The sequence below is a fragment of the Lacihabitans soyangensis genome, from assembly GCF_024343775.1.
GTDB lineage: Bacteria > Bacteroidota > Bacteroidia > Cytophagales > Spirosomataceae > Leadbetterella > Leadbetterella soyangensis.
On record NZ_RJUF01000177.1, the window covers coordinates 51,549 to 65,950 of the forward strand.

A 14,402-nucleotide genomic window follows, 5' to 3' on the forward strand; every position below is an offset into this window, starting at 1 on the left:
CTAATATCCAAATTCACCTAACCGCCTTCAACCGAGTAACCATCACACTAATCATCAAACCAAAAACAGCAATTAGTAAATAAGAAATTCGAAGATTGAATACTTCAGATACATAGCCAATCATGGGTGGACCCAATAGAAAACCAAGGTAGCTAATGCTTGAAATGGAGGCCAACGCTGTGCTGGCTGATACGGTTTTGTGGCTTCCGGCAAGGCTAAACACGTTGGGAATGTTGGTTGAAACACCCAAGCCTACCAAAAGAAAACCTAAAGTGGCCGACGGTACATAAGGGAATAGTATGGCTATCAAAAGACCTGCGGCTATGAGAAGGCCGTTGATTTGCATTAATCTTCTTTTTCCAAAGGCAGAAACCAATTTGTTTCCTATGAATCTGCCGGCGGTCATCATGACCATAAATGCAGCATAGCCTAAACTCACCCAACCGCCTGTTGCACCTACGATGTCTTTGAAATATACACCGCTCCAGTCAAACATGGCTCCTTCGCAAGACATGGCAAAAAAGCCAATTACCCCCAGCGATAATAAAAAGGAATCAGGTTTTGTGAAAAATTTCTTTTTCTCTTGGGTGGTATTAACCTCTTCTAGAAGGTAACGCGAGTTTACGACAGTAGCTAAAATAGATATGGCCGAAACTATAAGAAAATGATTGGTGGGAGTTACAGACAGCATTCCCATAAGTAAACCTATCAAAGCACCCACAAATCCGGCCAGACTCCAAGAACCATGTAAGGACGCCATAATAGGCCTATGATACATTTTTTCGGCGGTTACGCCTTGGGTATTGATGGCTATATTACTAAGGTTACCTGCTACTCCGAAGAAAAACAAACAAAGTGCAAGTTGAAATGGACTGCTGGCCAAGGATAGCATGACCATACCGATGGCATAGAATGGAGGTGCGAACCTCATGATTCGTTTGCTTCCATATTTGGTGGTTAAGTAGCCTGAAAATGGCATGGTAAGCATTTGTCCAGCTGGAAGAGCAAAAAGAATAGAGCCCATGGCTCCGTCGGAAAGTTGCAAGGCAGTTTTGATGTCGGGTATTCGGCTGGCCCAAGATGCAAAACACAATCCTTGAAAAAAGTAAAATGCTGAAACAGCCCATCTAATGCGAGACCTTGTAGATTCGATATTGGTGGCTAAACCCCTATCTAATTGCTGACTTGCTATTGTCATGATTTTCAAATGCTAAATTGTACTCAAAATTAATTCTTAGCTATTTGTTTTATGCCAATAATCAGGCCGAATGTTAAGACTTTTGGGTTATATCAAATTGATTATGAGAATGTTTATATTTTGAGTGGATAAAAAATCTGGTATTAGAAACAAAAAGGGCTTCCAGAATCGAATCTAGAAACCCCTTTTGATTTCAGTTTTTAGCTATTGTATTTGAGAAGCGAAGTGAAAGTTTGCTGATGAATATCGGAATGACTGCTATGGCAATCATCAAAATACCCATGTAAATCATGGTAAGGTTATTTGCAAAGAAAGTTCCGAAAGACAGAATTCCTAAAATCAAACCTGAAGAGAAGGGTAATGAGAAGGCTAATATCAATACCGCGAATTCTATGTTAAAGGTCCGTTTTTCTTTTGCGATTTCGAGATTATCCTCTTTTAGATTAAATGCTGAAATGTGTGCAAATGGCCAAAAACTAGCCGAACTTAAGGGTACCACCAAGGCCAAAAGCATTAGGTTGGGGTCATGTATTCCCAAAATAGCCACTAACAATGCACTAAATAGGATGCTTATTCCTGCTCTAAAAAATAACAGCGACACGATGATGCGTTTTTTGCTTTGTTTGAGTTGAACGGCCAATCCTATAAATAACAGAATCAAAGGAGTCATCATGGCACTCGTTTTGTCAAAAATATCAGTTACCAAAGTTGGGAGGGTTTTGTAACTCACATTGAAAACCAAAAGTAAAATGGCCACAATCATAATAGAGTTGATGGGCTCTTTCACCATACTCAAAAGCAAGCTTTTAATCTTTGTCCAAGCATTGGCATTTTCGTTTTTGTTGAGTTCCAGAAACATGTTCAGGGCTATGATGTAAAGGAAAATAAGCACGAAAAACTTATTGCCAACATCAGCCATAGCGGCAATGGCGAGGCTTTTTTCCCCAAGAAATTCTGCCACAAAAGGAAAACATGATAAACCTGGTGCGAGCGAAGGCATCAGCATTTTTATGGTACGACCTTTCGCAGAGTTTTTATCAATGTTGAAAAAACCGAGGATTGGTGGAATCAAAAAATACAAGAAGAAGTTAAAAATTACCGTAATTAATGGCACCATGGCTAGTGTGGAGTCTAGCGGAATTTTCATCAAGGCTATAAAGATGGTAGAAGGTAAGGCTACTGTGAGCACCATTTCCTTAATTCCACCTACCATGTCGTTGTTTTTATATTTTGCTTTAAGAAAAATACCTAGCAAAATAAGAAAAATGAGCGTTAGAGATTTTTGTAATGCCTCGTTCATCACTGAGAGTCTTAAGAATGTTGTTGAAAAATCGAGCTGCAGCCTAGGCCACAGCTCGAGTATTTATTTTATAAGATAGGGTTAACTCAATTCGGCAAATCCTTTGGTAAACATCTTCATTTCGTCCATGGTACCAATACTTACTCTGCAATAAGTTTGGTTTTGGATGTCAAACGAACGTACACCTACACCTTTATCTGCCATCTTTTTGAGCATTTCTTTTCCGTTCATTTTGATAGGGAAAAGGATAAAATTGGTGTAAGAAGGGATATAAGTATAGCCCATTTTGGTCAACTCGCCATAAACATATTCTTTTGCTTCGGCATTGAGTTTGATGCTCATGTCTTGGAATTCTTTGTCGTCGATGGCTGCAGTAGCACCCAATATAGATGTCAACGAAATTCCCATTCCGCCTCTCGTGATTTTATTGATAGAGTCAAGGAAACTTGGTAATGCAGCAATGTAACCCACTCTGATGCCAGCCATACCCATAACTTTTGAGAATGTACGGGCGATGATTACATTTTTCTTTTGGCTCAACAACGAAACCATTGATTCTGTTTGACCAGCGGCTAGCTCTAAGTAAGCCTCGTCAATGAAAATCGGCACTTTTTCAGACACTCTTGAGCAAAAGTCAATCAATTCTTTGCCTGAAGTCAAACTACCCGTTGGATTGTTTGGATTGCAGATATAAACCAATTTGGTGTCTTTGTCAATGGCTGCCTCCATGGCTTTGAGGTCATGTGACCAGTCTTTTTTACAAGGTACAGCCTTCCATTTTGCACCTACAGACTCAGCCACTCTGATAAGCGACATATAAGTTGGGTCGGCCGAAACGATGTTTCCGCCATTCATAAACAATACGATGGCCACTTTTTCTAACAAATCAGAAGAGCCAGGTCCCATCATGATGTGATCTACTGGCACACCCTCTTTTTTCGAGATTTTCGAAATCAAGTCTGACATTTCTTTCCAAGCGTAACGATTGCCGCCCGCTACGGACTCCTTAATGGCGTTTTGAGCACTCATAGGAGGTCCGTAAGGGTTTTCGTTGGCATTTAGTTTGGCTTTAATTATAGGAGGGGTAAGTGATTCTTCAAGAAAATGCTCACGCATAAAAGGACTATAAATAAGTCTATTTTTGGCGTCAACCTTCAAGGTTGTGGCTGCAAATGCACCCTGCATAAGGTGTGGAGCAATACCTAGGCCGCCCAAAGTAAGTAGTCCGTTCTTCAATAAATTACGTCTGTTCATCATTGTTTTGCTATTTAAAGTTTGATTATTTACCAGTGATTATGAAATATTTCGAAAATGGAACCTCTTTGTAAATTCCTGATGCCGTTAGTCTTACAGAAGATCCAGCCTTTGGAGCGGCCACTCCTAAAGATGCCCAAGAGGTGGATAATACTGCCACACCTTTTGCATCGGTTGAAACTTCTTTGATTACTGCTCCTGAACGTAGTTTGAAAGTGATTTTCACGCCAGAAACAGGGAGTGAGTCAATACCCACTTTGTAGTCAAGAATACCTGTTTTGTCCAACTCAAGTACCCTAAGGTTGACGCTAGCATCTGAAGCCACTAGTGCTGGAACACTCGGTTCTGTTGTCATTCCACTTGAGAGAACTCCATCACTTCCTTGTACTAAAAGTAGAACTGGTGATACAACTCTTGCCACGAATGGGTCAGCTTTTTCGCAAGAAGCGAAGCTTGCTCCCAAAAGTGCTATTACGAATATGTTTATTAATTTCTTCATGATTTTTCTATGATTTATTTTTCTGACCACCAAAGTTTTGCTTGCATGTCGTCTTTACCAATTAGGCTTATTCCGGCATCTAGTTTGGTTTTGTTCAACGAATACTCTGTAGTTGGGTAAGGCAATCGGGTTGGAATTACACCGTTGTTTTCAAAAACTGCTCTTGGATCTTTTGGTGGCATAACTGGGAAGCCCGTTCTGCGATATTCCGTCCAAGCCTCTACTCCCTGTCCGAAAAGGGCAATCCATTTTTGATCTAGGATTTTCTCTTTGCTAACTGGCCCTACCGTAGTAAAGTAGTCAGCAGGCATAGTAGCCCCAAATTGTCCAAACGAAGCTGTGATACCTTTTTTGAAATAATCGTCAGCAATTCCTGATATGTCTCCGTCTATCGCAGCTTCCGCTAAATCAAGTAGAAGTTCGCTGTAGGTCATCAGAACACTGGGGGCACTAGCTTTGGTAAAGTAATTACCTAGTGTAGCTGCCGAACTCAAATAGGTGGTGGCAATGGCATCTGGTAATCCGTTTGGAATTCCCTCATAAACACCTTTCACTGGAGTACCGAATACCGCTAATCTGGTGTCTTTAAGAGCCAAAAGTTTGTCAACAACAGTCTTGCTTAAGTTCCAGTCTGTTCTTCCGCCTACAATCATTACCTCGTTGAACTCGTTGTTTGAAGGACGAGAATCTGTATTTTTCAACACTGCATTGTCATCATTTGAGGTAAAAATTGGATACGTTGAAGGGTTACCAAGAATTTCTGCTAAAACTGCCTTAGATTCAGCGGCTTTTTTGGCGGCTTGTCTGTTGGCTAATCGTACTCTTAATGAGTTCGCAAATTTCTTCCATTTTAAGATATCACCGTTGTAAAGTATATCACCCGAAACGGCTGGACCTCCTACTTTTAGTTTTTCGTTTGCTTCTTTCAAATCTGCCAAAAGACCAGAATATACCACCTCCATACTGTCGAAAGATGGATTGTAAACGGGCTCAGCGGCCGAACCTTTTATGGCTTCTTTGTAAGGAATTGGTCCGTAAAGATCTGTCAACAATGAAAAAGTCCATGACCTCATTACCAAGGCAATTCCCTCGTAATTGGTATTTGGCAAGTTTCCGTCGGCCTTAGACTGCTCTACAATTCTTTGGAAATTTACCAGTCCATCGTTATAAAATGACTTCCAGGTATTGTTGTAAAAAGTAGGTGTTATACCATAATTGTCGCCTTCGTTAGAGTAAATATTACGAGATAACTGCTGCACCCAAAGCATGGCTCCGTCAATATTTAATCTTTCAAAACGGGCATTGCCTCCCCAGTAGCGGTCTACGCTTCTTTCAATTGCATAAGGCAACAAATACTGTGGGCTGATGTTTGTAGGGTTGTTTGGGTCGGTGTTCATTTCGTCGAAACCGTCGGTGCAAGAGAAAATGCTCAAGCAAAAAACACCCAGGAATATCAAACTTTTATTTTTCATAATTCTGAAATTTTAATTGATTAAAAACCAAGATTTAGATTGAAACCTAAGCTTCTTGAATTTGGCAATTCGCCATAAGCAAAACCTTGAGAGTTACCTCCGAATCTGTCTACTTCAGGGTCGATATGCGGCGTGTTTTTAAATAATATGGCTAGGTTTCTACCCACTACTGAAAACTTCGCACTTTGGATTTTTAGTTTTTGAGCAATTCTGTCTGGTATTTTATAGCCAAAAGACATCTCTCTCAACTTCACGTAAGTGCCATCATGTATAGATGCCTCGTGGAATCTTCTTGGATTGTTAAAACCATATAGTTGATTGGCCGCTACTACTACATCATTGGCAACATAATTAGGCTTTTCGGCTGTTCCGATGTTCATCACACCTGTACCGATAACCCCTTCTTCTCTACCAATGGCCGTTTCTTCGTATTGGCCGGTCCATCTGGCTGTACCAGTACCCTCATCGAACAAGTCGCCACCTATTTTAGCATCTACTAAGGCACTCAATACAAATCTTTTGTAGGTAAATGAGTTACTAAATCCACCTGTCCATTTTGGTTGTACGTTGCCTAGTATTTTTGGTGTATTATCTACAACTGGTAATCCGTTGTTGTAAACCACCTGACCGTCAGGCGAACGAACGAATCCAATACCGAAAAGTGTACCGTACGGTTGACCTACTTTGGCTATAGAGATAAGACCTCTTCTTTCTTGTAAAGTGTAAGTGTCGAGGCCTTCGGCGAGCTCTTCTACCAAGTTTCTGTTTCTTGCATAGTTTAGACCGATCTCCCATTTCAGTTTACTGCTTGAACTCAATGGAGAACCCGAAAGAGAAATTTCTACGCCCTTATTTGATATTTTACCAGCGTTCAATATACGTTTGTCATATCCACTTGCTTTGGAAATCTCTACTCCAAGTATTTGGTTTTTAGTAGTTTGGTTGTAGTAGGTTGCATCTAACGATAGTCTATTTTTCAAGAATTTCAAATCTAAACCAAACTCTATACCTGTTGTGATTTCTGGCTTTAGTGTGGCGTTTGAAATCGTCAAGTTTTCGAAATACTGAGGAACGCTACCGTTCCAAGAACCTGCTGCTCTAAAGGTTTGTTCTAGTTGATAAGGATCGGCGTCGTTTCCTACTTGTGCCCATGATGCCCTCACTTTTCCATAAGATAAAATAGGGTTTGAAATCGAAAGCAAATCTGTTAGAACCGCACTGCCAGAAACCGAAGGATAAAAGTATGATCTATCGATTGAAGGTAATGTGCTCGACCAATCGTTACGTGCCGAAACATCTAAGAATAAAGCATTCTTGTAGCCAAACTGAGAGGAAGCGTAAACACTTTGTACCTCTGATTCAGTAATTGTACTGGCTACAGTGTTTTGACTAGGATTCGAGTTTCCAAGATTATATACACCATCCACTACCAATTCTGCAACGTTGGTGAAGTTTCTTTTATAGAAATTCGTTCTTTGTGCTCCTCCAGCTGATGCTACCAAAGAGAAGTTTTTACCAAACATTCTGTCGTAAGTCAATAGGAAATCATGGTTGGTTTCTTGGCTTCTCAATACTTCCTCTGAGTATCTTCCTGGAGTTTTGTTTCCGTTTCTTACTCTTTCGAAGTTATATATGTTGGTTCTAGTATCAGTCCATATGTCTGTGCCTGTTCTTATTAAAGCCTTTAGGTTTTCATTGATTTTTATGTTCAATGAGATGTTGCCCACAAGTCTATCTTTGTCGTTAATATTTGGTAATAATTCGTTTGCATAGAATGGGTTAGTGAAGAAAGTATGCTGCCAGTTTGGTGGGTCACTGTCTGGAAGTCTACCGGCCACAGCTCTTTGAATATGCACGCCCGTGTAATCCCTCCAGTTAGCAAGCTGATCCCAAGAAACATGCCTGTGTGACCAAATAAATTGGTCTCCACCTGTAAAGGTTCTGTTTCCACCCGATTTAATATACTCGCCAGAAGTGTTTACTGACAAGAATTTGTTGATGGTATAGGCCGAGTTGAGCTTGAAGTTGTTTCTGTTGAAACCATTGAACGCAGCTATACCTTTTTGAGTGAGGTTAGAGTAACTCATTCTGAAGCTTCCTTTGTCGTTTCCACCTGAAAGGGCTATTGAATTGGTAGCGGATGTACCCGTATCCCAAAATTCCTCCCAGTTGTTGGGTTGTGGAGTTAAAGGAGCCACGTCTTTACCTGTCCACCATTGTCTAACTAATCTACCATCCATTGGTGCACCCCAGCTTTCGTCAGTTCCATCCGTTCCGGTGGTTCTACCCGGAATAACCGAGCCGTAAGCTGCAGCATATTGGCTGTAGGCGTCTGGAGCAATCACACCACTCCAACCATCTGAATACCAAGTTCTGTAGCCATTTCCGCCACCGTAAATGTCTTGAAAATCAGGCTTTACCAATGGTCTTTCTACTGTGTAGTTGGTGTTGAATTCTATACCAAGTCCTTTGGTGCCAGCACCGTTTTTGGTGGTAATCAGGATTACGCCGTTTGCGGCTCTTGAACCATACAATGCCGCGGCATTGGGTCCTTTAAGTACTGATACTTCTTTGATGTTATCTGGATTGATTTCCGAAATACCACCTCCAAATTGTTTGTTATTATCTTGTTGTAAAGGCACACCATCTACCACAATGAGCGGTTGGTTGTTACCCGAAACCGACGAAGAACCTCTGATTTGGATAGTTGAGCCACTTCCTGGGCCTCCGTTAGCACTTATTCTTACACCAGCTACTTTGCCTGAAAGGGCATTGGCCACATTAGTAGATCTCGACTCTGTCAGATTTTCGCCTTTCACTTCTTGTTGTGAAAAGCCCAACGACTTTTTTTCTCTTGAAATACCCAGTGCAGTTACGACTACCTCGTTTAGAAGTTTAGAATCTGTTTCCATCAGAATGTCCAGGGTAGTTTTAGATTTTACTGCCACTTCCATAGGTGTAAAACCTATAGCACTAAAAACCAAAACGGCATCGGGGTTTGTCAATGTAACAGAGAACTTTCCTTGAGAGTCTGTTACGGTACCTTGGCTGGTGCCCTTTACTAATACGGATACGCCAGGTAGAATGCCATCAGACACTGAGCTGACGATGCCCGTGACCTTTTTCTCTTGTGCCATCATGAGCACTGGTGCGAAAAGAAGGATAAAACTTAATCGTAGAATTCTCTTCATCTTTTTCATTGGTTAACAGTTTAGATAATAAATGCCACCATCGCCATAGCGAATGCAAAACTCCGACCGCTCAGTGTTAGATAGGCTAAGCTTCGGTGGCAAAGTCTTCAAATGGTTTGAGGTCATTTGACCTTACCCACTTTTAAAATCTTATTAAATTTATTGTCGTTGTACTGACTCAAAGAGCCCTTAGAAATCCGCTTATATTTAGTTGTGTCAAAAAAGGATACCTTTTAAATATTCACTTTCTGCGGTCGGAAATGAATACTTGAAGAATTATAAATATTGTAATTTTTTAATATTTATGTACCAATATTAATGAGGTGAATTTTATTTAAAAAATTATTTTAAATAAAAAGAGGACTAAATTTGAATAATATTGAAATAGGTAAACTAAAAATCAGTTTTGTTCAATATTGGAAGAATATTTTAAGAAAATTCAAGAATTCTTTATTGGGTTCTTTTTTTAAATTGGACAATTTTTAAACTTGTTTTTTATGATTTTCAAAAAAATATAGCAAAGATGTCAAATATTAAAACATATTTTTCTCATTTTTTCAAAAAAATAGAATAAAAACCGATTTTTTGAAACATGTGTACATTTTAGTCAGATTTGTATTATTTCTATGGATGTTTTTAGATGAACCAAGAAGCGATTGTGCTGAAATAGGTATTATGAACCATAAAAATAACGCCAAAATCCTAATAGGTTTTGTTGTTTTTTTGAGCAAGTAAATAGTGACAAATCTTAGAATCCCTCTTTTTCTTCCTCTTTCTTGGTAGGAGTTTTTGTGCCTGGTGCGGTTGGGAGTTTTGCTTTTTCTGAAGGTTTTTTAGCAACCTCTGATTCTTTGATACCTCTGTATACCTGTAGGAAACGTTTCCTGAATTTCACAGCTTCAGCTGTGTCCATAAACTGCACGTCAGATTTTTTTTCTTTTCCTCCTGCAGTTGGTGCATTTAGTATTTTATTGATGTCTTCGTCGGTAGAGACCATTCCCATGCTACCATTCCTGTAAACAAAGTAGTACCAGCTACTAGGTGACAATTCAAAAAATACGTGAATTTCATCACCCGTTTGCGGGCTTTTTGCAATCTCTACATAGCCTTCTGTCATGGCGTTGATATCTACATCTCCGATATTGGATATGCCTATTTTTCCAATGCTGTAATACGCATTGCTGATTGGATTCCATTTTAGGTTTACATCGGAAAGTACCAGGGTACTCAAAAACTTCATGGAGTGCTTAAACAACGGAACGTGTTCTTTTGAGCTTTTTGTTTTGTAGGCATCAGCATCTTTATATCCAACATATTGGGCCAGTTTGGAAATAAAATAAGGAGACTCAGGTTCTATTGCTGGGTCACTGTTTCCAGCATCCAAATTGGCTTTTACGATGTTCCCACCCAACTTCTGGGTCGTAGGTATGGAAAGTGGAAACTCAAATTTCATCATCGTAGAAAACTGATATTTCATAGAATCCATCGACACATTGGCTATACCTACTGTTTCGAATATTTTTGAAGGTAAGCCGAGGAGGTTGAATTTTCCTTCAAGTGCTATTATTCCTTTTTCGTCATAAAACTCATATTTGTTACCTATTGCATTATCATCTGCCAAACTCACCACAAATTTTTTGTTGGGTTCATCTCTTTTGAAAACACCCGTAACAGCCATAACGTCTAGGTCATCCTCTGATTTTTTTGCTGATAAAAAGGTTGGGTAAATGGCATCCATTTGAGCGTTGCTTTTCAGGTGTAGCCCCACATGAAGCGGCTTTCCGCCGTCTTTGAGAGTTTCGTCTACATTGATACTGATGGCCTCTGACTTGTTACCGCTGTAGTTGATCCAAGAGCCGCCCAACATGGGGTATTTTTTGAGGTCGGGTAATACTTGGCCATTTAAAGATAGATTTTTGAAAGGAGCCAACATTGTTATTTCTCCCTTATATAGCATTTTTGGAGATAAATAAACGCCATCTTTTTCCGACACTTTGGCTCTGGCAATGGTAGAAAGTTTATTCGAAGCCTTTGAACTCAACAAAGAGCCATCGGCAGTCAATTCGGCAAATTCAAAATTACCCAGTTTGATGTTAAAGGTATCGGCACTTACATTGACAAATTGGTAATCAGCATTCCCAGCAAACGATATTCTAGAGTTTATTTTTACCGTAGCTTTTGTTAAATTATGATATCTGTTCAGCGTGTCAGCTATAATTTTGGCGTTGGTAAATTCTTCTAACGTTCCATCTTTTTTAACAGCAACAAGGCCTTTATTTGGAATAATGGCGGCATCGGCAGAGTGGATTTCGTTTACCCCCGATATTTTCAAGTTCAGATTTGCAATGTCGTAAATAGCAGCAGTTCCATTGAATTTCAGGCCATATTGAGAGGTAAGGGTAGATGTGAACAAGGAACTTTCTAGTGCCCCTTCCATGGTTATTTTTTTCTCTTTTATGTTCCAAGTGGCTTTGTCGATGGTGGTGGTGTAAGACGAATACGGAAATTCTAACACAGAGCTTTGAGAATCGCTAAAATCACTGTTTTGCGAGGCAATGTTCACCACGGATTTTACTATGTTGAAATCTACACCCACTTTTTTGCCAGAAAATACAGGTTTCCCACCCGTTTCAGCTGATTTGATATTGAATGTTCCTTTGTCGGCAAGGAATCCTGCTTTATTAAATTTGAAGTTTTCGGATTTCGTATCGGAGTCGGCTCTATCCAATGTTCCGTTTCCGTAAAGCCCATTTTTCTTCAAAATTATGTCTCCTTTGAGTACAGATGAGCCTGCATAGAAGTTGAAACCTTTGGCGGAGTTTACTAGCATACTATCTTCTTCAGGACTCCAGAGCATTTGATACTCCGAAATCGCAACCTCGGGAAAATAAGAAACGGTACTGTTGGTTTCTATGATTCTTCCGGTTTCGCCCTTGGCGGTTAAATAATCATCAAAAAACTTCACTTCTGTGGCTTTAAGCTTACCGGCTAGGTGGGTTATTTCGCCCGAAGTTTTTATACCTCGTTTGTTCAAAACTATTTCTGATTCCGTTTTTATGGTGGTTTCAGTTCCATAAAGTTTATAAGGAGTCTTGGCTTTGTGCACAATTCCCATGGTGCTGTCGGGTAATACTACCAAGTTTTCTGGCACGGCCTTGAAAATGTTTCCCGGAGTAAACGTTCCTGCAAAAACAGGATTAACAGCATTTAGACTGTCAATATTCAGGCTCGCAGCTTTAAATACCACATTGTCCTCATATTTCTGAATTCTACCCTTTTCGCTAAAACTAACAGTTACACCACCTGGTATATTGAGTTTCGGAAATTCATCCAGTTTCTTACGACCCGACTTGTTATTTGGGCTGTTCAAGTAAAGTGTTCCTGTCTGTCCATAAACAAAATGAGCCCCAATCTCGTTTTTACCACCTTTTTTGAAGCTTTCAAGAGGAATAAAGGTGATGGAATCTATTCGTTGAAGTTTAACTAGGAAATTTTCATACTCCACTTCAAAATCGCCATAGAATTTGAAGTTCTTCACTACTATTTTTCCATTAAATCTGAAGACTTTGTTGCCGACAATCTTCATACTTTGGTCGGCTGGAACAAAACTGATGCCCAGCGAGTCGCTAAGTTTGAAGTCCTGCGTGCCTTTTATGTCCAAAGCCTTGGATTCTAAGTTTATAGATGCATTTCCAGAGCCGTTTCCTGATGCTAATGATGACAATACCAAATCGTCAAAGTCGGTTTTGCCGTTGAACGACAAGAAATAATGTTGGCCTTTACGGCTTAAGGAATAAATATTTTTATAGGGATCATAATCAAAAAAGCCCATTTGGTTACCAATCAACATACCATTGCTGACCTGAAAACGCTCTTTTTTGGTGATGTTCATCATTTCTTCAATGGTGAAGGCATTGACTTTTTTTCTTGCGAAAAGATTACCGGCTGCTATCAAAGGATTAAAACCCGAGGCAGTACTCAATGCTCGGACACGGTCAGGATTGTAATAATTGAACGACTCAAAAAGTGCGGGAATCTCCGTTTTGCCAGATACTATATAAAAGTCCATTTTACCACCACTTAAATCCCACGACATGGCGTCACAGCGGATATCTACCTGGTGAAAAGTATCAGAGTACATGCTTGACCTGAATCCACTTTTTTGGAGTTTGTTGAGTTGTAAATGGTTTTTTTTCAGGCTGTATTCCATCCTTACGGCTGGATGTGATACCGAATCATTGCCAAATTTGGTCAAGAAGCTAACTTTATCAGAAGTAATGAGCGAGTCAGTCACCGTGACGCTTCTACCAATTACCACGAACGTGTTCTTTTGGTTTTTGTTAGCGGTAAGTTTGGTGTAAGGATCAAAGGCCGACCCTGTTGATATTTTGGATCCTATTAGCGTGTATCCACCAATGTACTCGTAGCTTGGAATATTCAGTACGAGCTCTGCATCGCTGTGGTATGATTTAAACCTCGGATAAGTGGAAGGTTCATTTTTCTGCCTTTTCTCTAATTTTATTTCTAAAACTCCTTCTACTGGTTTTTTTAAAATATTCTGGTGTTCAATTTTTACTTTGTCCGCCAAAAGCTTCCCATTGTTTGATTTTAGATGGTATTTGTCAAAACTTGCTTTGGCGTTTTCGTTTGCTGCTAACCAACTTAGCTCACCGTTTTGTCCTACAAAAACGCCATTTATGAAATCATAAGCTCCTGATGTTTTGTTGATTACTATTGAGTCAGAAGGACTTATAAGCACTAAATCGGCATTTTCGAATACGATATGCATTCCCTCTATTTTAGGAATTTTTACCAGAACTGCGTCTTGGGTATTAGTTCCTGGACTCACATTCAGTTTTGGGTCATTCCAGGGGTCATATTCCTCTACTTTTTCGTTTTCACCCCATCCAATATCCTCCTCTTTGGTTTCTTTTTGGGCAGGCTCAGTTATTGTCAAACTAGGGTTAAAGAAGTCTTGTTTTTTGTCAAAAAAAGCAAACTTATATTGGCCATTTACAACCCTCACTTTGTTGAAAGCCGAGGTGTAAACATTACTATTTTTGAAGAAAGTGTTGAGTTGGTACAATACCTCGTTTATGGTCTTCGTGTTTTGTGGCTCTAAGGTTTTTCTTAGGTATTGTGTAAATGTGGCCAATGCGGAGGCATCAACATTTCCTGATTTTTGGTAAGACTGCAGAATATTGGTAGCATTGAGCAATTCGAGCGGCTTAATACCTTTCTTGGTTAAAAATTGTATTAAGGCCACTGCCTCTGTTTTGGCTTGTTGGTCCAAAGAATTTTTGAAGAAAGTCGAAAATTCGCCCATTGGAGCTTTGGCATACGCACCTAGTTGTTTTTCCATTTGTTTTGGAAAATCCACTATGAATTGCTCAGGTTCATTGGCCAGAACAAGTACCTGACCTTGGACTTTTGAGAAGAACAGTGTGCTAATGACGAATAGTACGATAATCGGCTTTAAGTGCATAGT

At 39.7% G+C, this 14,402-nt stretch carries 7 protein-coding genes; all 7 read right to left on the reverse strand.

The annotated features are described in order from the left end of the window. Positions 1 to 13: 13 nt before the first annotated feature. The 7 genes from EGI31_RS18160 to EGI31_RS18190 all read right to left on the reverse strand — a co-directional run bounded on the left by EGI31_RS18160 (position 14) and on the right by EGI31_RS18190 (position 14,399). The gene (locus EGI31_RS18160; RefSeq protein WP_255038569.1) at positions 14 to 1,198 is read right to left on the reverse strand and encodes an MFS transporter; all 1,185 of its coding nucleotides are present in this window, start codon (positions 1,196 to 1,198) and stop codon (positions 14 to 16) included. A gap of 193 nt (positions 1,199 to 1,391) precedes the next feature. Then, complete coding sequence (locus EGI31_RS18165; RefSeq protein ID WP_255038570.1) at positions 1,392 to 2,498, reverse strand: AEC family transporter; 1,107 nt, start codon at positions 2,496 to 2,498, stop codon at positions 1,392 to 1,394. An 81-nt stretch (positions 2,499 to 2,579) separates the two neighbouring features. Next, on the reverse strand, positions 2,580 to 3,755 hold the full coding sequence (locus EGI31_RS18170) for a pyridoxal phosphate-dependent aminotransferase (protein WP_255038571.1): 1,176 nt from the start codon (positions 3,753 to 3,755) through the stop codon (positions 2,580 to 2,582). 22 nt (positions 3,756 to 3,777) lie between these two features. Further along, positions 3,778 to 4,251: a hypothetical protein gene (locus tag EGI31_RS18175; protein WP_255038572.1), complete on the reverse strand. Its 474-nt coding sequence runs from the start codon at positions 4,249 to 4,251 to the stop codon at positions 3,778 to 3,780. A 14-nt stretch (positions 4,252 to 4,265) separates the two neighbouring features. Further along, complete coding sequence (locus EGI31_RS18180; protein ID WP_255038573.1) at positions 4,266 to 5,723, reverse strand: SusD/RagB family nutrient-binding outer membrane lipoprotein; 1,458 nt, start codon at positions 5,721 to 5,723, stop codon at positions 4,266 to 4,268. Positions 5,724 to 5,743: 20 nt separating this feature from the next. Continuing rightward, entirely contained in the window at positions 5,744 to 8,914 is a 3,171-nt protein-coding gene (locus EGI31_RS18185) for a SusC/RagA family TonB-linked outer membrane protein (RefSeq protein ID WP_255038574.1), read from the reverse strand. 748 nt (positions 8,915 to 9,662) lie between these two features. Beyond that, complete coding sequence (locus EGI31_RS18190; RefSeq protein WP_255038575.1) at positions 9,663 to 14,399, reverse strand: hypothetical protein; 4,737 nt, start codon at positions 14,397 to 14,399, stop codon at positions 9,663 to 9,665. Positions 14,400 to 14,402 lie beyond the last annotated feature (3 nt).